The sequence below is a fragment of the Xanthomonas sp. NCPPB 2864 genome, assembly GCF_056675615.1.
Map to the genome: position 1 here is coordinate 194,560 of NZ_JBWWVS010000006.1, position 21,229 is coordinate 215,788.

Here is a 21,229-nt window from a genome sequence, read left to right on the forward strand (position 1 = left end):
GGTCGAGGGCGCGGTGCCCTCGCCGCCCGCGGGACACGCCGTGAATCCGTCCGTGGAGGCTCGGTGGCGGCATCCATGCCGCCACACGGTCCCGCAAGCGGCAAGGACACCGCACAAGACAGTTTGCTGGCTGTTTTATTGAAAGCCATACGCACCAATCAACTCGACTGGTCCTTGCCCGCCCACCGTCGCGGGACCTTACGCTGCATGGATGCCGCGCAAGAGCCTACACGGACGTACTCGCGGCGTGTCCTGCGATGGTGGGCGGGCAAGGGCCCTGCAACGAAGTCGCAGACATCAGCGTCTTGGTCGCTCAATCGCCTCCCAGTAGCGCGCCCCCCTACGTGACGATACCGAGTTGACGATCCGGACGATCGGGCAAGAATGCCGGATCACCAGGCTCACGCCGACCCGGCGACCCGCGGCACAGTGCATCGCAACACGCACAACGCCACTACCGGGAGACACACCGCATGAGTCAGACACTGTCGCTGGACCACTATCGCCTGCTCGGCCGCTCCGGCCTGCGCGTTTCGCCGCTGTCGCTGGGCACCATGACCTTCGGCGAAGCCTGGGGCTGGGGCGCGGACGTGGACGAAGCCAGGCGCATCTTCGATGCGTATGCCGACCGCGGCGGCAATTTCATCGACACCGCAGTCAACTACACCAACGGCGGCTCCGAGCGCATCCTCGGCGCGCTGCTCAAGCACCGCCGCGAGCGCTTCGTGCTGGCCACCAAGTTCACGATGGCGCGCGATCCGGACAACATCAACGCCGGTGGCAATCATCGCCTCAACCTGATCCGCTCGGTCGAGACCAGCCTGCGCCAGCTCGACACCGACCGCATCGACCTGCTGTACCTGCACGCCTGGGATTTCACCACCTCGCCGGAGGAAGTGATGCGCGGGCTGGAGCATCTGGTGCAGTCGGGCAAGGTGCTCTATCTCGGCATCTGCAACACCCCGGCCTGGCGGGTGGCGCAATTGCAGACACTGGCCGACCTGCGTGGCTGGTCGCCGCTGGTGGCGCTGCAGATCGAATACAGCCTGGTCGAGCGCAGCGTCGAACACGAGCTGCTGCCGATGGCACGCGAGCTGGGCCTGGGCGTGTTGCCATGGTCGCCGCTGGGCGGTGGCATCCTGACCGGCAAGTACAGCCGCGCCGATCTCTCCGACGACAACGCAGCCGAGGTCTCGACCAGCCGCAAGGGCGTGATCGCCTCGACCGGGCATCTCAACGCACGCTCGCTGGACATCGCCGATGCGGTCGGTGCGGTCGCCGAGGAACTGGGCGCCTCGCGCTCGCAGGTGGCACTGGCCTGGACCTTGCGCAATCCGGCCGTGGTCTCGCCGGTGATGGGCGCGCGCACGCTGCAGCAGGCCGAGGACAACTTCGGTGCGCTGGAAATCGTCTTGAGCGATGAACACCTGGCTCGGCTGGATCGGATCAGCGCGCTGGCGCCGATCTTTCCGGAGCGCTTTATCGGCCGACCGATGGCGCAGCAGCTCATCTACGGCACCTACAAGGTGCAGTTACGCAGTTGATGGATGCATCGCCGACGGACGATCCGTCGGCGATGCACTGCCTGACGTGCAATGATTTTTCACCGACAACGGCACGACCGATCAATCCGTCACGTCATCGCGCGTTTGCATCGCCGTTCTGCACGGTGCTGCGTCCCAGCACGTCATCGTCATCGCAAGACACGATGCAGCACACGATCACCAGGAGCGATCAGCCCTCGCCTTCCGGCTCCAGCGCCTTGACCAGCACTGCCGCCTGCGTGCGGCTGTAGCAGTCCAGTTTCTTCAGGATGGCGGTGACGTGCACCTTGACGGTGTTCTCGGCCAGCCCGAGTTCGTGTGCGATCTGCTTGTTGAGCAGGCCATCGGCCAGGCTCAGCAGCACGCGGAACTGTTGCGGGGTGAGCTGGGCGAGCTTGGAGGCCAGTTGCGCGTCGGCCTCCGAGCGCTCGGCAGTCATCGGCGGGAACCAGGTGCCGCCCTCCAGCACGCTGGCCACCGCAGTGCCGATCGATTCGGCCGGGGTGGATTTGGGAATGAAGCCGGCCGCGCCGAACTGCTGCGCGCGCCGGATCACGCGTGGGTGATCGTTGGAGGAGATCACCACCACCGGGATGTCCGGATGCTCGCCACGCACGTGCAGCAGCGCCGAGAAGCCGCGTGCGCCCGGCATCGCCAGGTCCAGCAGCACCAGCTCGGCCTGGGGGTGCGAGCGCAGCATCGCGCTCAGCGTGGCGGCGCTGGAGGCCTCCACCACATCGGCCTGCGGCAGGGTCTGCTGCAGCACGTGGATCACGGCGGCACGGAACAACGGGTGGTCGTCGGCGACGAGGATGGTGAGATCGGCCATGCGCCAAGTCTGGCACATGGCTGTGTCGGTTTCCCGCGTCCGGGCATCCATCCCTGCCCCGCTGCGCAAGCACCGGGCCTGCCGGGCAGCCAGCATGGGCGTGGAAATCGCCGCCTCCACGCCCTGCACGCCAAGACCGGCAGCGCACGCCGCGCCGGCATGCGGCCGTTCGCGCAGGTCGTCGCGCTTGCCTAGCGCGGCGGCTGCGTGCTGGCCCGCCAGGCATCCAGGAACTGCCGGCGTTTGAGCTTGTCCAGATACACCAGCAGGCCGGGGCCGAGCGGGATCGGCCGGAACGGCGGCTGCGCCGGGCCGCCACGGCCGCCGGCGGCCGGCAGGATCGGCATCAGCCGCGCCTCGCGCGAGAGCACCTGCTGGCCGCGTGGCGAGAGCAGGTAATCCAGGAACCTGCGTGCCTCCGGCGCGTGCGGTGCAGTCCTGGGGATCACCGCAGTGCGTAGCGCCACCAACGTGTAGTCCTGCGGCTGCACGATGCCCAGCGGGGCGCCGGCGTCGATGCGCGTCTGCGCATAGGAGCCGAGCACGTTGTAGGCCAGCAGCAGCTCGCCACGGCTGACGCGGTCGAGCAAGGTGCCGGTGCGTTCTTCCAGCCTGACCTGGTTGGCCCCCAACGCGGCCAGCAACGCGCCGGCAATGCTGCCGACCTGCCCGTCCTGGGTGGCGAACAGATAGCCCACGCCGCTGCGCTCGACATCGTAGGTGCCAACCCGGCCGCGCAGCGGCGCGTCGGGCGCGCGCAGCAAGGCCAGCAACTGCCGGCGCGTGCGCGGCACCCGCGCGGCCGCCAGCTTGCGTGTGTTGTAGACGATCGCCACCGGCTCGTAGCTGATGCCGAACACTTCGTGCCGCCACTGCGCCCACGCCGGCAGCGCTTCGGTCTGCGCGGAGCGATGCGCGAGCGCGTGGCCGTCGTTCACCAGCTTGGTCTGCAGGTCCATGCTGGCGCTGATCAGCATGTCGGCGGCAGGCGTGGCCTTGCCCGGATGCAGATAGCGCTCGTAGATATCCCAGGCGATCACGTCCTCGTAGATCACCTCGGTGCCCGGATGCAGGCGCTGGTAGTCCTGGATGACCGCGCCGAACACTTCCAGGTCGGTGGAGCCTTGCACGCGTAATTGCGCCTGTTTCGGGCCGTGCGCGGGAAACACCCGCACATCGCCGGGCGCGGCACGCGCAACAACCGGCGCCAGCAAGACCACCATCAGCAACAGCACGCGCATCACCGCGTCCCTCCAGGAAAATGCAACGAGGCGATCAGCCCGCCGCCGACGCGGTTGCTCAGATCGATGCGCCCGCCGTGCGCTTCGACCACGCGCTTGACGATGGCCAGCCCCAGCCCCGCGCCGCCTGCCGGCGCATCCGGCCCGCGGACGAAACGCTCGAACACGCGCTCGGCCTCGGCGGCGGGAATGCCGGGGCCGTGATCGGCGATGGTCAGCACGTGATGGCTGCCGTCGCTGGTGAGCGCCACCTGCAATGGTGCCCCGGCACCGTATTTGCAGGCGTTGTCGATCAGGTTCTTCAGCGCCTCGCGCAGCAGCAGTGCATCGCCGCGCAGCAGTGCCGGTTGCGGGTCGATCGCCAGGTGCACGCGCGGTGCGCCGTCGCTGCGCGGCAAGGCCTCGTGCAAGGCCTGGTGCAGCACTTCGGCCAGGTCCACGGTGGCAAAGCGCTGCAGGTTGGCGCGGTGGATCACGCTGGCGTCGCTGAGCAATTGATTGAGCAGCCGGCTCATATGGCTGGCATTGCGTTCGATCGCCACCAGGCTGCGTTGCATCTCGCGCGGGTCGTCGTCGTCCATCGCCAGCTGCGCCTGCGCGCGCAAGGCGGCCAGCGGCGTGCGCATCTGGTGCGCGGCTTCGGCCATGAAGGCGCGCAAGGTTTCGTTGCTGGACGATAGCCGCGCCATGAAGCGGTTGAGCGCGGTCACCATCAACTGCATTTCCTGCGGCGCCGGCACGCTGAGCGGTTTCAGGTCGGAGGGCTCGCGCCGCGACAGGTCGCGCTCGATACGCTGCAACGGGCGCAGGGCGCGATACACGCCCAGCCACACCAGGCCCAGGGCGAGCAGCGACAGCACGCCGATCGCCACCAGCGCGTTGAGCACCACATCGCGTGCCACCGCATCGCGCGCGCGCCGGGTCTGACCGACCTGCACGCGCACCTCGCCCTGCCCGGAGGCCGATGCCACCCGATGCATCACCACCGCAAAGCGCACCGGCTCGCCGCTGTAGACGGCATCGAACAGCACCGGGCGCTCGTCGCCGGGCGCACGCGCCGGCAACGGCAAGCTCTCTTCGCCGGTGATGGTGCGGCCTTGCGCATCGAACACGCGGTAGAACACGCGGTCTTCCGGTGCCATGCCGAGCAGGTCCAGCGAGGCATACGGCAGGTCCACCTGCCAGTCGCCGCCGACCAGCGCCACGCTGTCGACGATGGACAGGGCCGAGGACACCAGCAGGTGGTCGTAGGAGCGGTTGGCGGCCCGCTCACCATAGTCGCGTGCGGCAAAGAACAGCACCACCGCGCCCAGCACCGACAGGCTGCCCAGATACAGCAGCAAGGTGCGCCGGATCGACGGTGCCACCATGCGCGGCTCAGCCATCGACGCCCGGCTCCACCGGCGCATGCGGATCGGCTTCTTCGAGCTTGTAGCCGGCGCCGCGCACGGTGACGATTCGCAACGGCGCGCCCGCCAGCTTGCGACGCAGGCGGCCGACATACAGCTCGATCGCATTCGGCCCGGCATCGTCGTCGAAACCGAACAAGCCGTTGCCGATCTCGTCCTTGCCAACCACATGGCCCAGGCGCCCGATCAGGATCTCGAACAGGCGGTATTCGCGATTGGGCAACTCGATCGGCACCCCGTCCAGCACCAGCGTGTGCGCGGCGTTGTCGAACACGAACCCGCCGATCTGCACCACCTCGCTGGCCTGCCCGCGGTTGCGCCGCAGCAGCACCCGGCAACGCGCCTCGAACTCGCGGAAATCGAACGGCTTGCCCAGGTAGTCGTCGGCCCCGACATCCAGTGCCTGCACGCGGTCTTCGATGCCATCGCGCGCGGTCAGCATCAGCACCGGCGTGGTATCGCCACGCTCGCGCATCCCGGCCAGCACGCGCAGTCCATCCAGCTTGGGCAGGCCGATATCCAGCACCACCAGATCGAAGCTCTGATAGCGCAGCACACTCGCCGCCGCCAGGCCATCGGACTGCCAATCCACCGCATGCCCGCTACGGCGCATGCGCCGCACGATGGCATCGGCGAGATCGGCGTTGTCTTCGACTAGCAGCAGGCGCATGGGCGGGGATTGGGGAGTCGGGATTGGGAATTCGCAAAGGCGGTTGGCCGCGGCCGGAAGGTAACAGGCCACGCAAACAAAAGCTTCTTTGACTCTTGCCAATCCCCAATCCCGACTCCCCAATCCCCGCCCCAAACGACAGGTCCATGACAGCTTCACCGGACTAGGCTGCTGCCAACGCGCCGCAGCGTGCTTGTGCGGTGCATCGCTGAACGTGATTCACACATGTACCTGGGAGGGTCTGTGAGCAACGACACCTTGCGTCTGCGCGTCTTCACCACCTGCGCCGCGCTGTGCCTGGCACCGGCGGCGCATGCGGCCGAGGGCGACGGCCCGGTCACCGCCGAGGTGGGTGGGCGCGTGCACTGGGACTTCACCGTGTTCGACAACGACGAACGCGGCACGCCCGAGCGCAACGACACCCAGTTCCGCCGCGTGTGGCTGGATGTGGCCGGCAAGTTCTACGGTTTCACCTACAAGGCCGAGGCGGAATTTGCCGGCCTGCAATACGAGTCCGGCAGCCGCGGCATCCTGGCGCGCGATGTGTACATCGCCAAGAAGTTTTCCGCCGGTACGCTGACCGTGGGCCAGTTCAAGCAGTACTTCTCGCTGGACGATCGCACCGGCTCCAACTACGGCCCGTTCCTGGAACGTGGCTATGCCTCCACCACACTGGCGCCGATCTATCGCAAGGCGATCTCCTGGCAGGCCAATCGCCCCGATGCGACCTGGTCCACCGCGGCCTACAGCCTGGAAAGCATCGACAATTCCTCGACCAAGGGCGGCGCGCTCGGCACGCGGCTGACCTTCGCACCGGAGATGGGCGAGGCACGGCTGCGCCACCTGGGCGTGTCGCTGGCGCACGAGCGCTATTCGCATCCGGGCAGCGGCGGCGCGGCGTCCCTATTGATCCGTCCACGTCCGGAAAACGATCTGGCCAACAACAGCCGCATCACCCTGGCGCGCTTTGCCGATGGCCGCGATACCGATTTCGACAAATGGTCGCTGGAATACGCCGAAGTGCTGGGCCCATGGTCGTGGCAGAGCGAATTCAGCGGCGGCCTGCTCGACGACGGCTCCCAGCATGCCAAGGTGTTGGCCAGCTACGGCCTGGTCAGCTGGTTCGTCACCGGCGAGTCGCGCGGCTACGACCGCAAGACCGGACGTTTCAGCCGGATCAAGACGCCCAATCGTCCCTCCGGCGCGTTCGAGCTGGCCTTGCGCTACGACTACATGCGCGGCGATCAGCATCTGGATGGCCAACCCGACTTCATCAATGCCAGCACGCAGTCGTGGACGCTGGGCGGCAACTGGTATTTCAAGCCGAACCTGCGCGTGATGCTCAATGTGATCGACAGCCGCAACCGCGACCGCATGGCCGATGCGGTGGTCGATCACACGCTGGCGGTGACCGGCCGCTTCCAGTACGACTTCTGACCGTTTGCCTGACCTTCGCACGATGCGTCACCGCTGCCGCAATGCACCCGCCGCCGCGCGCTCCACTCTCCCCCTGCTGTACGCCTCAAAGGATTTGCCCGCATGCTGACCGCGCTCGGTTTCGGAATGGTGATCACCTTCATGTACCTGATCATGAGCAAGCGGCTGTCGCCGCTGGTGGCTCTGATCACGGTGCCGATCGTGTTCGCGCTGCTGGGCGGCTTCGGCACCGGCATCAACGAGATGATGCTCGACGGCATCAAGAAGATCGCGCCCACCGGCGTGATGCTGATGTTCGCCATCCTCTACTTCGGCGTGATGATCGATGCCGGCCTGTTCGATCCGCTGGTCGGCCGCATCCTGCGCCTGGTCAAGGGCGATCCGCTGAAGATCGTGATGGGCACAGCAATCCTGGCAATGCTGATCTCGCTCGACGGCGATGGCTCCACCACCTACATGATCACCGTGTCGGCGATGCTGCCGCTGTACCAGCGCCTGGGCATGAACGCGCTCAACCTCACCTGCGTGACCATCCTGGCCAGCGGCGTGATGAACCTGACCCCGTGGGGCGGCCCCACCGCTCGTGCCGCCACCGCCCTGCATGTGGATCCGGCCGATGTATTCGTGCCGCTGGTGCCGGCGATGGCGATGGCGATCGCCGGCATCCTCACGCTGGCCTGGTTTCTGGGCATGCGCGAACGGCGCCGCCTGGGCGTGGTGCGCCTGCCGGCCGACGGCAACTGGCTGGACACCAGCATCCCCGAAGAAAGCGATGCACTGCCGCGCGTGGAAGACACCGAGGACATGAAGCGGCCCAAGCTGCTGTGGGTGAACCTGCTCCTGACCCTGGCGCTGATGGCCGCGCTGGTGGTCGGCGTGCTGCCGATGCCGGTGCTGTTCATGATCGGCTTTGCGCTGGCACTGATGATCAACTACCCCAACCTGGCCGAGCAGCGCCGCCGCCTGGTCAATCACGCCGGTAACGTGCTGTCGGTGGTGTCGCTGATCTTCGCCGCCGGCATCTTCACCGGCATCCTGTCCAACACCGGCATGGTCGAAGCGATGTCGCGCAGCTTCCTGGCGGTGATCCCGGACAGCTGGGGCCCGTATCTGGCGGTGATCACCGCGATCGTCAGCATGCCGTTTACGTTCTTCATGTCCAACGACGCGTTCTACTTCGGCGTGCTGCCGATCCTGTCCGAGGCCGCCGGCCACTACGGCATCACCCCGGTGGAAATGGCGCGCGCCTCGCTGGCCGGGCAACCGGTGCATCTGCTCAGCCCGCTGGTGCCATCGACCTATCTGCTGGTCGGCCTGGCCAAGGTCGACTTCGCCGACCATCAACGCTTCACGCTGAAGTGGGCGGTGCTGATCTCCCTGCTGATGTTGGCGGGCGGGTTGTTGTTTGGCCTGTTTCCGTTGGCGCGCTAGCCGCGCGCCGGGATTCGGCATTCGGGATTGGGGATTCGCCAAAGCCAGAGCGAACCAATGCCCGCTGTTACGAATCCCCTCATCCCCAATCCCGAATCCCAACTCCGAAGGAGTTCAAGCAATGACACTTCGCATCGCATACGTCACCAGTGGCATGGGCAGTGTGGGTACCGCGATCTGCCAGAAGCTGGCGCGCAGCGGGCATACCGTGGTCGCCGGTTGCGGGCCCAATTCGCCGCGCAAGACCTCCTGGCTGCGCGAACAGCGCGAGCAGGGCTTCGAGTTCGTCGCCTCCGAAGGCAATGCCGCCGATTGGGATTCCACCGTGGCCGCGTTCGCCAAGGTCAAGGCCGAGGTCGGCGAGATCGATGTGCTGGTCAACAACGCCGGTGGTAGCCGCGACACCCTGTTCCGGCAGATGAGCCGCGACGACTGGAACGCGGTGATCGCCAGCAACCTGCATTCCCTGTTCAACATCACCAAGCAGGTGGTCGACGGCATGACCGCGCGCGGCTGGGGACGCATCGTCAACATCGGCTCGGTCAGTGCGCACAAGGGCCAGATCGGGCAGATCAATTTCGCCACCGCCAAGGCGGCGATGCATGGCTTCAGCCGCGCCCTGGCGCAGGAAGTGGCCTCGCGCGGGGTCACCGTCAACACCATCTCGCCGGGCTATATCGCCAGCGCCTCGATCAGCAGTTTCCCACCCGACGTGCTCGACCGCCTGGCTACCTCGGTGCCGATCCGCCGGCTCGGCAAACCGGCCGAAGTCGCCGGGCTGTGCGCCTGGCTCGCCTCCGATGAGGCCGCCTACGTGACCGGCGCCGACTATGCGGTCAACGGTGGTCTGTACATGGGTTGAGAGCCGCTGACAGACCGTAGCGATCGGTCGTCAGCTCGATACAGACGGCGCGCCCGAGCAGGACTGTGCGGAGGAGACATGCGGTTCCAACGCCGAGCGCGCCAGCCGGGCGCTGAGCGCAGTCCTTGCTAATGGCGGTGAAGCATCACCGCTCCGATGCATCACTGCTCTGAAGCCTCACTCCCCTGAAGCCTCACCGCTCCAAAGCCCCGCGCTAGTCGTGGCCGCTGTCATGCACGCCCCGCGCGCCTGCCGCTTGCATGCAGGTGCGTGATTGCATTGCCCAGCGCGCACAAGCGGCCGCCACTGCGTCGATCAACCCGCCTCCAGCGCGAACTGATTACACTCGGGTTTTTCCGCACTGCGCTGACATGGCCAAACCTTCAGAACGCGCCACGCCGGGTGCCCGCCCGCAGATGGCCGACATCGCCCGCATGGCAGGCGTGTCCGAATCCACCGTGTCGCGTGCCCTGGCCGGCAGCCCGGTGGTGGCCGAGCGGACGCGTGCGTACATCAAGCAGATTGCCGCCGATGCCGGCTACCAGGTGGATCCGATTGCGCGCAGCCTGCGCGCCAAACGCTCCAACACGGTGAGCGTGGCAGTGCCGATGATGCATGCGCTGGACCAGCCGCTGTCGGACCCTTTCATGATGACAATGCTGGCGCTGCTGGCCGAGGAACTGACCGGGCGCGGCTACAGCATGCTGCTGTCCAAGCTCGACCGGCATCAGGATGGATGGGTGGAACAACTCGCACGCGGCAGCCGCTCCGATGGCGTGATCGTGCTGGGGCAAAGTTCCGAACATGCCGCGCTGGACGAAGCCGCGCGCGATGGCCTGCCGATGGCGGTCTGGGGCAGCCGCATCGACGGGCAGTCGTACATCAGCGTGGGCAGCGACAATTTCCAGGGCGGCGCGCTGGCCACCGAACATCTGATTGCCAGCGGCCGTCGCCGCATCGCCTTTCTCGGCGACGACCAGTTGCCCGAGGTTGCCCCGCGCTTTGCCGGCTATCGCCATGCACTGCAGCGACATGGCCTGGAGTTCGATACGCGCCTGCATGCGCGCAGCCACTTCCTCAGCGAAGACGCCTACCGCCTCACCCGCGCAATGCTCAAGAAGACCGATCCGCCGGACGGGCTGTTCGCCGCCTCCGATGTGATTGCGGTCGGTGCGATCCGCGCCCTGGTCGAAGCCGGGCATCGCGTGCCGCAGGACATCTCGCTGGTGGGCTTCGACGATATTCCGCTGGCCGCCTACAGCCAACCGCCGTTGACCACGGTGCGGCAGGACCTGGGCCTGGCCGCGCGCCTGCTGGTGGACCGGCTGCTGGCGTTGATCGGCGGCGAAGCGGTGGAGTCGGTGGAAATGCCGGTGAAATTAGTGGTGCGTGAGTCGGCTTGAGGCCGGGAATGGGGAATGGGGAATGGGGAATCGTAAGAGCGTGTGTGATGGCGTGCGGTGCACAGCTACGCGTTGCTGTCCACGTGATCGCGGTCGGTTGTTTCAGTACGCCGCGACACAGGCGTAACGCGTCGCGGCTACACCACTGCTGCCTTGGGCTTGCGGACGCGTACGCATAGCATCGCCACAGCGGCGGCCAGCATCAGTGCGCCGGCCAGGCGGATCACGTTGCGCGGGTCGCCGTGCAACAGCCACTCGTAATACAGCGGCAAGGTGACGATCTGGATCAGCATGGGCAGCACGATGAACAGGTTGAACAGGCCCATGTACACACCGGTGCGCTCGGGCGGAATGCTGTCGGCCAGCATCAGGTACGGGTTGCCCATCATGCTGGCCCAGGCGAGCCCGATGCCGATCATCGGCAGCAGCATCAGCCAGCGGTCCTGGATACCCGGCAACACCCACATGCCCACGCCGGCCGCGACTAGGCAGGTCGCATGCGTGTACTTGGGGCCGATGCGGCGCACCACCGGCACCATCGCAAACGCAGCCAGAAAGGCGACGAAGTTATAAAACCCGCCGATCTGCCCATTGACCAGGCCGGCCTGGCGGAAGCCATGCGAGTCGGCTTCGGTGGTGCCGAACAAGCTGGTCGATAGCGACAGCACGATGTACTGCCAGTAGCAGAAGATCGCGTACCACTGGAACAGCATCACCGGCGCGAGCTGGCGCATGGTCGGCGGCATCGCGCGCAGGGCGCCGTAGATTTCGCGCACTGTGGCGCCCAGGCCGGCACCGGTCTGGCGCATCCGCGCGATCTCTGCCGGCGCAAGCACCGGCTCGCGCACGCTGCGCGCGGTGAGCAGGATCGAGGCCGCGGAAAACCCCGCACCGATCACGAAGGCGGCGATGGTGACATAGGGAATGTGGTGCGCATTGGCGGCGTCCTGGTTCATGCCCATCCACACCAGCAACGGCGGGGTGAGATAGGCCAGCGTCTGCGCAAGCCCGGTAAACGCGCTTTGGGTGAGATAGCCCAGCGGCCGCTGCGGTGGCGCCAGCACATCGCTGACCAGCGCACGGTATGGCTCCATCGCCACGTTGTTGGCCGCATCCAGGATCCACAGCAGGCACACCGCCATCCACAGCGCAGTGCTGAACGGCATCGCCAACAGGCACAGGCTGCACACCAGCGCGCCCAGCACCATGTACGGCATGCGCCGGCCCCAGCGGGTCACCGAGCGGTCGCTCCACGCGCCGACGAACGGCTGCAGTACCAGCCCGGTGATCGGCCCGGCCAGCCACAGGTACGGCAGGCTCGCGTGATCGGCGCCCAGATAGTTGTAGATCGGGCTCATGTTGCTCTGCTGCAGGCCAAAGCTGTATTGCACGCCGAAGAAGCCGGCGTTGAGCGCCAGGATGCGCGCGAAGGAGAACGGAGTAGCGGTCGACGACATGCAGAACCCTGGGCATCGGTGCGGCTCCCAGTGGCCGCAGCGCACTGTACCCTGCCGTCTTTGCAATCGATTGTAACGCTGCGCCGCAACACGTTTTCGCTTGTCTAAACATAAGCTCTCGATTCGAGAAATGATGCTGCAGCGCAAGATTGCAATCGATTGTATTGGGGCGTATTACTGCGCTCGCACTGCAGGCCACACGGCCACTCCCTGGGAGGGGACGATGCAGGCGTCGGCACACCACCATCCGTGAGAGAGAGAACCGCAATGTCCACCTTGCACACCCTGCGCCTGCATGCCCTGGCCTGCGCGGTCGCCTCCTGCCTGTGCGCGCCTGCCGCGCTGGCGCAGGACGCGACCACGGCCGCACCCGTCACCCCGCCGGCCGCCGACAGCGCCGCGGTCAATCTGGATTCGGTGTTCGTTACCGGTACTTCCACCGCCACCACCAAGCTGAAGTCCAGCGTGTCGGTCAGCACCGTGGGCGCCGAGGCGATCGAACAGTCGGCGCCGCGCAGCACCGCCGAGATCTTCCGCAACATCCCCGGCATCCGCTCCGAATCCAGCGGTGGCGAAGGCAATGCCAACATCGCCGTGCGCGGCCTGCCGGTCGCCTCCGGCGGCGCCAAGTTCCTGCAGCTGCAGGAGGACGGCCTGCCGGTGATGGAATTCGGCGATATCGCCTTCGGCAACTCGGACATCTTCCTGCGCTCGGATTTCACCCTGGACCGCATCGAAGCCATCCGCGGCGGCTCGGCATCGACGTTCACCAGCAACGCGCCCGGCGGCATCATCAACTTCATCAGCAAGACCGGCGACACCGCAGGCGGCAGCGTCGGCGTGAGCCGCGGCCTGGATTACGACAACACCCGCGTGGACTTCGACTACGGCGCGCCGTTCGCGGAAAACTGGCAGTTCAACATCGGCGGCTTCTTCCGCCAGGGCGATGGCGTGCGCGATGCCGGTTACACCACCGACAAGGGCGGCCAGCTCAAGGCCAACCTGACCCGGCTGTTCGAGAACGGCTACGTGCGTGTCTACGGCAAATACCTCAACGATCGCGCCGCCGGTTATCTGCCGGTGCCGACCTCCGTGCGTGGCCGCGACGGCTCGCCGGACCTGGGCGGCTTTGCCGGCTTCGATCCGGGCAACGACACCTTGTACAGCCGCAATTTCCGTACCGATGTCGGCCTGGACGGCAACAACCAGCCGCGCCGCACCGACCTGGGCGACGGCATGCACCCGATCTCGCGCACCATCGGCGCCGAGGCCTGGTTCGACCTGGGCAGCGGCTGGAACCTGAGCGAGAAGTTCCGCATCGCCGACAACAGCGGCCGCTTCGTCAGCCCGTTCCCGGCCGAGGTCACCGATGCCGCCACGCTGGCCGCGTCCATCGGCGGCGCCGGCGCGCAACTGGTGGAGGCCAGCGGCCCGGACGCCGGACAGGCCTACACCGGCAACGCGATCCGCACGCATCTGTTCAACGTGGCGATCAACGACCTGGGCAACGTCACCAACGATCTCAGCGTCTCGCGCGAGTTCGGCGGCGACGGCCGCACGCTCAACCTGCGCATGGGCTATTACAGCTCGCGCCAGACCATCGACATGGACTGGACCTGGAACTCCTATGTGCAGAGCCTGGGCCGCGATTCGCGCCTGCTCAACGTGGTCGATGCCGGCGGCGTGTCGCGCTCGCAAAATGGCTTGTATGCGTACGGCACCCCGTTCTGGGGCGATTGCTGCATCACCCGCAGCTACGACGTGCGCTACGACGTCAACGCGCCGTACGTCGCACTGACCTTCGACAGCGGCAAGTTCAGCATCGACGGCAGCCTGCGTTACGACATGGGCGATGCACGCGGCAGCTATGCCGGCACCGCGATCGCGCAGAACCTGGACGTCAACGGCGATGGCGTGATCCAGCCGGTGGAACAGCGCGTGGCCACGGTCGATACCGCCAACGCACGGCCGGTGGATTACGACTGGAACTACCTGTCGTACTCGCTGGGCAGCAATTACCTGATCAACGAGGACCTGGGCGCGTTCGCGCGCATCAGCCGCGGCGCACGCGCCAATGCCGACCGCCTGCTGTTCGGCGTGGTCCGCGACGACGGCTCGGTCTCCTCCGATGAAGGCGTCAACGTGGTCCGCCAGGCCGAAGCCGGCCTGAAGTGGCGCCGCGACGGCCTGAGCCTGTTCGCCACCGCGTTCTCGGCACGCACCGAGGAACAGAACTTCGAAGTCACCAGCCAGCGTTTCTTCAACCGCAGCTACGAGGCGCACGGCGTGGAGCTGGAAGCCAGCTACCGCTACGAAGGCTTCACCGTCAACGGCGGCCTGACCTGGACCGATGCGGAGATTTCCAAGGACCAGATCACTCCGGAAAACACCGGCAACGTACCGCGTCGCCAGGCCGATGTGGTGTGGCAGTTGACACCCAGCTATCGCGGCGACGGCTACCAGTTCGGCATCAACCTGATCGGCACCACCGATGCCTACACCCAGGATTCCAATCAGCTGAAGATGCCGGGCTATACGCAGGTGAACCTGTTCGGCGACTACCGCGTGACCGACGCACTCACCGTCGCGCTCAACGTCAACAACCTGTTCAACACCTTCGGCCTGACCGAGGCCGAGGAAGCCAGCATCCCGGCCAATGGCATCATCCGCGCGCGCTCGATTGCCGGCCGCACCACCAGCATCAGCCTGCGTTACGATTTCTAAGGACCCCTCGCCGGGTTCGTCCCGGCGCTTGACAATGAGCACCTCCCCCACCGATTTCTCTGCATTGCGCGCGGCCTTTGCCGCGCCCCTGGATGCGCAGCGTGCGAGCGTGCTGTTGCCGCGCTTCGACCGCCATGCGCCGCGTCTGCTGGATGCCCTGCACGCTTTGTACGGCGCACGCCCCGACACTGCATCCTGGTTGACGCAGTGGCTGAGTGCGTTGGGCAGCCACGCACAGCAGCGCCCGCAGGCGCTGCAACAGCTGGACGTCACGCGTCAGCCCGGCTGGTTCGGCGAGCAGCACATGCTGGGCTACAGCGCCTACGTGGACCGCTTTGCCGGCACGCTGCAAGGCGTGGCCGAACGCGTGCCGTATCTGCAGGAACTGGGTGTGCGCTATCTGCACCTGCTGCCGTTCCTGCGCGCACGCGCCGGGGATAACGATGGTGGCTTTGCGGTCAGCGATTATGGCCAGGTGGAGCCGAGCCTGGGCAGCAACGACGATCTCGTCGCACTGACCACACGCCTGCGCGAGGCAGGCATCAGCCTGTGCGCGGATTTCGTGCTCAACCATACCGCCGACGATCACGCCTGGGCGCAGGCGGCGCGGGCCGGCGATGCGCGCTATCTCGACTACTACCATCACTTCGCCGATCGCACGCAGCCCGACCAGTACGAAGCCACGCTGGGACAGGTCTTCCCGCACACCGCGCCCGGCAATTTCACCTGGGTGGATGCCACCGGCCAGTGGATGTGGACCACCTTCTATCCCTATCAGTGGGATCTGAACTGGAGCAACCCGGCGGTGTTCGGCGAGATGGCGCTGGCGATGCTACAGCTGGCCAATCTGGGTGTGGAAGCCTTCCGCCTGGATTCCACCGCGTATCTGTGGAAGCGCACCGGCACCGACTGCATGAACCAACCCGAGGCGCATACCCTGCTGGTGGCGCTGCGCGCGGTCACCGACATCGTTGCGCCGTCGGTGGTGATGAAGGCCGAAGCCATCGTGCCGATGACGCAATTGCCGCCCTACTTCGGCAGCGGTGCGGACCAGGGCCACGAATGCCACCTGGCCTATCACAGCACGCTGATGGCGGCCGGCTGGTCGGCGCTGGCACTGCAACGCGGCGACATCCTGCACAACGTCATCGTGCATAGCCCGCCCTTGCCGGCCAACTGCGCCTGGCTGAGCTATGTGCGCTGCCACGACGACATCGGCTGGAACGTGCTGCAACACGAAGCCGCCGGCAACGCCGCGCAGCCGCCATTCGCGCTGCGCGATGTCGCGCGCTTCTATGCCAACGAGGTGCCGGGCAGCTACGCGCGTGGCGAGAGCTTCCAGAGCAGTGGCGACGGCGTGCACGGCACCAATGGCATGGCCGCGGCACTGGCCGGGATCCAGGCCGCACAGGCATCGGGCGATACGGCGGCGTTGCGCATGGCGGTGGATCGGCTGGTGTTGCTCTATGCCATCGCGCTGGCGATGCCGGGCGTGCCGTTGATCTACATGGGCGACGAACTCGCCCTGCCCAACGACGGCAGCTACCGCGACGATCCGCAGCGTCGGCACGAAGGTCGCTGGTTGCATCGCCCGGCGATGGATTGGCAGCTTGCAACGCAGCGCGAAGATGCAGCCAGTCTGAGCGGCACGGTGTATCGCCGGCTACGTGGATTGATCCGGCAACGTGCCGCGCTGCCCGCACTGGCCGCCGATCAGGCGCTGGGCAGCGTTGCGCTGGGCGATGCACGCCTGTTTGCATTGACGCGTGGCGATCGCTTCCTGGCCGTGCACAACTTCGGCGACCAACCGCTGACGATAGAGCTTGCCGCGTTCGGAGATGGCCGATGGAAGGTGGTGGCAGATGGCGGCGAGACGGCTGCTGAGTCGCTGAGCAATGACATGCGACTGGTGCTGCCGGCGTATGCAGTGCGTTGGCTGGAGCGTATTGCTTGAACGCGATTGTGCAGGTTGTCGCGCACTGCAGGGCGGACCATCTGCGGCTAGGGCGGACGATCTGTGGCCTGGCAGCCGGGCCCTTGCCCGCCCACCATCGCAGGACACGCCGCAAGTACGTCCGTGTAGGCTCTTACGCGGCATCCATGCCGCGTAAGGTCCCGCGACGGTGGGCGGACAAGGGCCAGTCACCATGGCCGGCTCGTTTGGTTACGAGCACCAGCTTGCGTCCGGTTGTCGGACGCTGCCGCGCTCTGAAAGAACACGACGAATAACGCTAGAAACTGCTGCGCTCACCATCAGACGAGTGCGGCTGCCGCTCGGCACCGGTATGCACCACGCGTACACTCCGGTGCCTCCGCGACGTCCGCACCTTAGCTGACGACTACTTGCTCCGTCTTGTTGGCCGCTCCAAATCAAACGTCGCGATATCTTCCGGTGGCCGTCCAGGTATCACCAGACGACAACTGCAGAATCAGCGCTTCGACAACTCAAGCAGCGCCTCGGCAGCCTTCTCCGACGAAGCCGGGTTCTGGCCGGTGACCAGCAAGCCATCGGTGACCACATGCACGCCCCAGTCGGCGCCCTTCTCGTAGCGGCCGCCAAGTTCGGTCAGCACGTCTTCGACCAGGAACGGCACGATCTTGGTCAGACCCACGCCCTCTTCTTCGCTGTTGGTGAAGCCGGTGACGCGGCGGCCGTTGACTAACGGCTTGCCATCGCTGCCCTTGACCCGGCGCAGCGCGCCCGGTGCATGGCACACCAGGCCGTGCGGCTTGTTGGCCGCGGCGAATGCCTCGATCAGCGCGATTGAATCCACGTCTTCGGCCAGGTCCCACAACGGGCCATGGCCACCCGGATAGAACACCGCATCGAAGTCATCGGCCTTGACGTCGGCCAGGCGCTGCGTGCTGGCCAAAGCCTGCTGCGCGTCGGTGTCCTGCTTGAAGCGCTTGGTAGCCTCGGTCTGCGCATCGGGCTCGTCGCTCTTGGGGTCCAGCGGTGGCTGGCCACCCTTGGGCGAGACCAGGGTGATGTCTGCGCCGGCATCCTTGAACACGTAGTACGGCGCGGCAAACTCCTCCAGCCAGAAGCCGGTCTTCTTGCCGGTATCGCCGAGTTGGTCGTGGGAAGTGAGCACCATCAGGATTTTCATCGTATCGCCTCGTGTCATGGCCCATCTCGGGCAAGGCGAACAGTGTCCGGTGCAGTCCGTTGCAGCATCGTGTAGAACGCGTCGGCACGATGCTTACCGTTCAGCGCCTTGCAGTGGAAGCAATGCACTGCCAGGCACGTGTCAGGCGCTGCGCGGTGTTGCCCGACTCGCGCCAGCGGCAGCTTCGCCGCGCCGCCGCGCTGGCGCAATAACTGCGCGCAAGTTGCGCGGCAGGCTTCAAACGTTCATCGCCGGTGGCTGCAGCTGATCCATGCGGATGCGATTGGCGAACAACGAAAACGCCAGCATGCCGGCCAGGCCGCTGACCCGGCTCACCCACGGCGGCAACCAGCGCGGGGCGACCAGCACGCCGCTGTCGAACAAGGGCGCAAAGCGCGCCACGTCGCCCAGGGCCATCTTGCCGGCGAACAGGTAACGGCACAGCTGCAGCTGATCGCGCTGCAGCGCATGCCGGAAGAAAGTGTGCACCGCCACCAGCCCGCGCAGGTACACCGTGTCCTTGGTGAAGGCACCGCCGCCGGAGGTCGGCACGCCGCGGAATACGCGCTGCGCAGAGGAAAAGCTTTCCGCCGCGCTCTGCCCGCCTGCGGTGAAATAGCGGAACACCTCGATGAAGTCCGCACCCGAGCGCGCCATCGCAATCGCCTCGATACGCAGGCTGATGCGCTTCATGCGTTCGATATCGATGCTGCCGGTGATCTGCTCGGCAAACGTCGCCAGGCCTTCCTGCGTCGCGGTGGTCCGCGGCGAGGAAATGCCCAGGCTGGGCAGGTGCACCTGCGCACGCCCGTTGAGCGCGGTCAGCGAATGCACCAGTGCCTCGTGATGGAACAGCTGCGCGCGGTCGTAATCGCTGAAGGTGGCGCCGCTGCGCAGGCGGATGCGATGCGCGCCGGCCGCCGCCTTGGCCAGCAGATCCGGATCCAGCGTGACGGTGATGACGCGCCCTTCGAAGAAGGCGTCCAGATCGTTTTGCAGCTGCATGCGCAGGGCGGTTGCCGACACCGGCACCTGTTCTTCCGGCGCCAGCAGCTCACGGTCCAGCTCCTGCGCGATCTGGATGAAATGCCGCGCTGCCTCGCGCGTGCTCGGGCCGTTGCCCGGCATCGGGTCGTCGGGCACGCCGAACAGCTGCGCCGAGTAATCGCTGACTGCGGGAGTACCCAGCGATTCCAGCAGGCCGGCGGCCAGGCCCCAGCTATGCGTCGAGTCGATCAGGTAGGCGCCCAGCGGGTGATGCGGATCGGCCTGCTTGGCAATAGCCGCCAACTCGCGCCGGGTATCGCCGAAATCCAGTCGCGGATACTCCACCTGCGGCAGCTCCGGCTGCCCACGTGCCACGCTTTGCAGGAACGGCTCCTGCAGCGAGCGCGGCCAGCTGGCCAGCGCGAGCAGACGCACACCGCGTACGGCCTTGACCAGGCGCGCATCCAGCACCGCATGATGGACGATGTCCGGCGGCCCCTTGCGCGATGGCATCAGCGGCGTCCGTTGCGATCGACGCTGGCAGGCCGCCGGCCCGACCCCTTGCCCCGGTTGTTCTGCGCCAGGCGTGTGGCAAGCTTTTCGGCCGCTGCGGCCACTTCCACGCGCAGCTTCATGTAATTGGCCACCCGCTCCGGATCCAGCGTATCGGCCTCGATCGCCGCACGCACCGCACAGCCGGGCTCGGCGATATGCGCACAATCGTTGAAGCGGCACTGCGCCGCCAACGCTTCCACATCGGAGAAGCCGCCCTCGGCCAGATCTTCTTCGCCGGTGGGCTTGAGTTCGCGCATGCCGGGCGTATCGATCAGGCAGGCACCGGACGGCAACGGAATCAAGGCGCGATGGGTGGTGGTATGCCGGCCGCGCGAATCGTTCTCGCGCACCGCATTGGTCTTCATCTTCTGCGACCCGAGCAGGGTATTGGTCAGCGTCGACTTGCCGGCACCGGACGAGCCCACCAGCACCGCGGTACGGCCATCGCCCAGCCACGGCCGCAGCGCCGCCACGCTGTCCGGATCCTTGGCGTTGACCGCGCGCAACGGGATGTTCTGCGCTTCCAGTTCCTCCAGCACCGCCAATGCGTCCTCCGCGTATTCGGTCTGGTCGGCCTTGGTCAGCACCACTACCGGCTCGGCACCGCCGCCGCCGACCAGCAGCAGATAGCGTTCGATGCGGCGCGGATTGAAGTCCGCATCCAGCCCGCACACGATGAACACCGTATCGATGTTGGCCGCGATCACCTGCTGGTGGTAATGCTCGCCGGCCGCACCGCGCTTGATCGAGGTGCGCCGTGGCAGCAAGGCCACGATGCGCTTGCCCTTCATCAGCACCCAATCGCCCACCGACGCCCGCTCATGGCTGGGAAACCGCGGCCGCTGCCACTCCGGCAACGATTCGGCCTTGAGACCGGCCTCCGGCGTATCGGCCACCACATAGCCGGTGCGGTGCTGCTCCACCACCCGCGCCGGCAACGCCTGCGGATGCGCGGCAAAGAGCGCCTGCCAGGCCGGATCCTCGGCAGGGCCAGGCCAGGGCCAGCCAATGGATTGGAGGGTGGGGTAATCGGGGGGTGCGTTGCTCATGGGGCGATTCTAGAGGGTATGGTGGGTTTTGCCACGTTTGCTCAATACGCTTGCCGGCATTCACACACCCTGAGACAACGGACCTCAAATCTGAAAATATGACTTGAAATTCTTGCGAGGAATATACCGAATCTTTGGCAACTCCGCTCCAGCAATAACTTAACGCATAAATAAAATAAAGGCCCCGCCAAATGGCGGGGCCCGGCGTCGGCTATATAGTGATGATCAATTAGATAGCCGAACTTGCGAGCATCAACTTCGTCTCTTGAGTTTCACGCGATGCAATAAATGACACAGAAGAGGCATTTGCCACCGCCATAGCATCAATCAAGCTGGATACTTCGCTAGCAGCTACTGATCTATCATTAAAATCCAGATATTCAACTTGGGATGAGTCTGAGGCAAACCAACTTGCTACTGCCAGCTGATCTTGACTTCCCTTCAAGGTGACAAGTAGATCGTTACCAGATCGAGTGAAGACCGTATCATCCAGATTAATCCCGCTTCCAAAACTGACACGA

Annotated in this window: 16 protein-coding genes and 2 other RNA genes; 8 read left to right on the forward strand and 10 right to left on the reverse strand. The window is 66.0% G+C overall.

Going from position 1 to position 21,229, the window contains the following annotated elements; genetic code table 11:
- The first annotated feature begins 473 nt into the window (after positions 1-473).
- On the forward strand, positions 474-1,544 hold the full coding sequence (locus AC1KVE_RS14770) for an aldo/keto reductase (protein WP_481092412.1): 1,071 nt from the start codon (positions 474-476) through the stop codon (positions 1,542-1,544).
- A gap of 190 nt (positions 1,545-1,734) precedes the next feature.
- Here AC1KVE_RS14770 and AC1KVE_RS14775 read toward each other — a convergent pair whose 3' ends face one another.
- From AC1KVE_RS14775 to AC1KVE_RS14790, 4 genes are all read right to left on the reverse strand, one after another.
- Positions 1,735-2,373, reverse strand: coding sequence for a response regulator (locus tag AC1KVE_RS14775; RefSeq protein ID WP_024938967.1), 639 nt, complete (start codon positions 2,371-2,373; stop codon positions 1,735-1,737).
- A gap of 191 nt (positions 2,374-2,564) precedes the next feature.
- Positions 2,565-3,614, reverse strand: a complete 1,050-nt coding sequence (locus AC1KVE_RS14780; RefSeq protein WP_024938966.1) for an ABC transporter substrate-binding protein — start codon at positions 3,612-3,614, stop codon at positions 2,565-2,567.
- The gene (locus AC1KVE_RS14785; RefSeq protein ID WP_016904740.1) at positions 3,614-4,999 is read right to left on the reverse strand and encodes a sensor histidine kinase; all 1,386 of its coding nucleotides are present in this window, start codon (positions 4,997-4,999) and stop codon (positions 3,614-3,616) included. Before AC1KVE_RS14785 ends, AC1KVE_RS14780 begins: the two co-directional genes overlap by 1 nt.
- Entirely contained in the window at positions 4,992-5,693 is a 702-nt protein-coding gene (locus AC1KVE_RS14790) for a response regulator (protein WP_016904741.1), read from the reverse strand. The genes AC1KVE_RS14785 and AC1KVE_RS14790 overlap by 8 nt, the downstream gene beginning before the upstream one ends.
- 243 nt (positions 5,694-5,936) lie before the next feature.
- Here AC1KVE_RS14790 and AC1KVE_RS14795 point away from each other — a divergent pair, with 243 nt between their 5' ends.
- The 3 genes from AC1KVE_RS14795 (at position 5,937) to phbB (ending at position 9,423) form a co-directional block, all read left to right on the forward strand.
- Positions 5,937-7,130: an OprO/OprP family phosphate-selective porin gene (locus tag AC1KVE_RS14795; RefSeq protein ID WP_024938964.1), complete on the forward strand. Its 1,194-nt coding sequence runs from the start codon at positions 5,937-5,939 to the stop codon at positions 7,128-7,130.
- Between the two features lie 102 nt (positions 7,131-7,232).
- Positions 7,233-8,561 (forward strand): CitMHS family transporter, encoded by a 1,329-nt coding sequence (locus tag AC1KVE_RS14800; protein ID WP_024938963.1) that lies wholly within the window; start codon positions 7,233-7,235, stop codon positions 8,559-8,561.
- A 121-nt stretch (positions 8,562-8,682) separates the two neighbouring features.
- Positions 8,683-9,423 carry an acetoacetyl-CoA reductase gene (phbB, locus tag AC1KVE_RS14805; RefSeq protein WP_024938962.1) on the forward strand — a complete coding sequence of 247 codons (741 nt, stop codon included), beginning with the start codon at positions 8,683-8,685 and terminating at the stop codon, positions 9,421-9,423.
- 4 nt (positions 9,424-9,427) lie between these two features.
- Here the strand turns inward: phbB and AC1KVE_RS14810 are convergent.
- Positions 9,428-9,503, reverse strand: a non-coding RNA gene (locus AC1KVE_RS14810) — sX9 sRNA.
- A 291-nt stretch (positions 9,504-9,794) separates the two neighbouring features.
- Here AC1KVE_RS14810 and AC1KVE_RS14815 point away from each other — a divergent pair.
- Positions 9,795-10,826, forward strand: coding sequence for a LacI family DNA-binding transcriptional regulator (locus AC1KVE_RS14815; protein ID WP_024938961.1), 1,032 nt, complete (start codon positions 9,795-9,797; stop codon positions 10,824-10,826).
- 137 nt (positions 10,827-10,963) lie between these two features.
- Here AC1KVE_RS14815 and AC1KVE_RS14820 read toward each other — a convergent pair whose 3' ends face one another.
- Entirely contained in the window at positions 10,964-12,283 is a 1,320-nt protein-coding gene (locus tag AC1KVE_RS14820; RefSeq protein ID WP_481092413.1) for an MFS transporter, read from the reverse strand.
- A 267-nt stretch (positions 12,284-12,550) separates the two neighbouring features.
- Between AC1KVE_RS14820 and AC1KVE_RS14825 the strand changes: the two genes are divergently transcribed.
- The 3 genes from AC1KVE_RS14825 to AC1KVE_RS14835 all read left to right on the forward strand — a co-directional run bounded on the left by AC1KVE_RS14825 (position 12,551) and on the right by AC1KVE_RS14835 (position 17,369).
- Positions 12,551-15,007, forward strand: coding sequence for a TonB-dependent siderophore receptor (locus AC1KVE_RS14825; RefSeq protein ID WP_434981737.1), 2,457 nt, complete (start codon positions 12,551-12,553; stop codon positions 15,005-15,007).
- Positions 15,008-15,041: 34 nt separating this feature from the next.
- Positions 15,042-16,961, forward strand: a complete 1,920-nt coding sequence (locus AC1KVE_RS14830; RefSeq protein WP_481092414.1) for an amylosucrase — start codon at positions 15,042-15,044, stop codon at positions 16,959-16,961.
- Positions 16,962-17,292: 331 nt separating this feature from the next.
- Positions 17,293-17,369, forward strand: a non-coding RNA gene (locus AC1KVE_RS14835) — sX9 sRNA.
- A gap of 67 nt (positions 17,370-17,436) precedes the next feature.
- Here AC1KVE_RS14835 and AC1KVE_RS14840 read toward each other — a convergent pair.
- The 4 genes from AC1KVE_RS14840 to AC1KVE_RS14855 all read right to left on the reverse strand — a co-directional run.
- On the reverse strand, positions 17,437-18,117 hold the full coding sequence (locus tag AC1KVE_RS14840) for a type 1 glutamine amidotransferase domain-containing protein (RefSeq protein WP_481092415.1): 681 nt from the start codon (positions 18,115-18,117) through the stop codon (positions 17,437-17,439).
- 237 nt (positions 18,118-18,354) lie between these two features.
- Complete coding sequence (locus AC1KVE_RS14845) at positions 18,355-19,617, reverse strand: flavohemoglobin expression-modulating QEGLA motif protein (protein ID WP_481092416.1); 1,263 nt, start codon at positions 19,615-19,617, stop codon at positions 18,355-18,357.
- Positions 19,617-20,708 (reverse strand): ribosome small subunit-dependent GTPase A, encoded by a 1,092-nt coding sequence (gene rsgA / locus AC1KVE_RS14850; RefSeq protein ID WP_481092417.1) that lies wholly within the window; start codon positions 20,706-20,708, stop codon positions 19,617-19,619. The genes AC1KVE_RS14845 and rsgA overlap by 1 nt, the downstream gene beginning before the upstream one ends.
- A 229-nt stretch (positions 20,709-20,937) precedes the next feature.
- The coding region (locus AC1KVE_RS14855; RefSeq protein WP_481092418.1) for a calcium-binding protein at positions 20,938-21,229 on the reverse strand (292 nt) is incomplete at its 5' end.

Coding starts and splice junctions, on each gene's coding strand:
- AC1KVE_RS14770 (WP_481092412.1), top strand. CDS start 474: ATGAGTCAGACACTGTCGCTGGACCACTATCGCCTGCTCGGCCGCTCC.
- AC1KVE_RS14840 (WP_481092415.1), bottom strand. CDS start 18,117: ATGAAAATCCTGATGGTGCTCACTTCCCACGACCAACTCGGCGATACC.
- AC1KVE_RS14830 (WP_481092414.1), top strand. CDS start 15,042: ATGAGCACCTCCCCCACCGATTTCTCTGCATTGCGCGCGGCCTTTGCC.
- AC1KVE_RS14775 (WP_024938967.1), bottom strand. CDS start 2,373: ATGGCCGATCTCACCATCCTCGTCGCCGACGACCACCCGTTGTTCCGT.
- AC1KVE_RS14800 (WP_024938963.1), top strand. CDS start 7,233: ATGCTGACCGCGCTCGGTTTCGGAATGGTGATCACCTTCATGTACCTG.
- AC1KVE_RS14825 (WP_434981737.1), top strand. CDS start 12,551: ATGTCCACCTTGCACACCCTGCGCCTGCATGCCCTGGCCTGCGCGGTC.
- AC1KVE_RS14785 (WP_016904740.1), bottom strand. CDS start 4,999: ATGGCTGAGCCGCGCATGGTGGCACCGTCGATCCGGCGCACCTTGCTG.
- AC1KVE_RS14790 (WP_016904741.1), bottom strand. CDS start 5,693: ATGCGCCTGCTGCTAGTCGAAGACAACGCCGATCTCGCCGATGCCATC.
- AC1KVE_RS14845 (WP_481092416.1), bottom strand. CDS start 19,617: ATGCCATCGCGCAAGGGGCCGCCGGACATCGTCCATCATGCGGTGCTG.
- AC1KVE_RS14820 (WP_481092413.1), bottom strand. CDS start 12,283: ATGTCGTCGACCGCTACTCCGTTCTCCTTCGCGCGCATCCTGGCGCTC.
- AC1KVE_RS14815 (WP_024938961.1), top strand. CDS start 9,795: ATGGCCAAACCTTCAGAACGCGCCACGCCGGGTGCCCGCCCGCAGATG.
- AC1KVE_RS14780 (WP_024938966.1), bottom strand. CDS start 3,614: ATGCGCGTGCTGTTGCTGATGGTGGTCTTGCTGGCGCCGGTTGTTGCG.
- rsgA (WP_481092417.1), bottom strand. CDS start 20,708: ATGAGCAACGCACCCCCCGATTACCCCACCCTCCAATCCATTGGCTGG.
- phbB (WP_024938962.1), top strand. CDS start 8,683: ATGACACTTCGCATCGCATACGTCACCAGTGGCATGGGCAGTGTGGGT.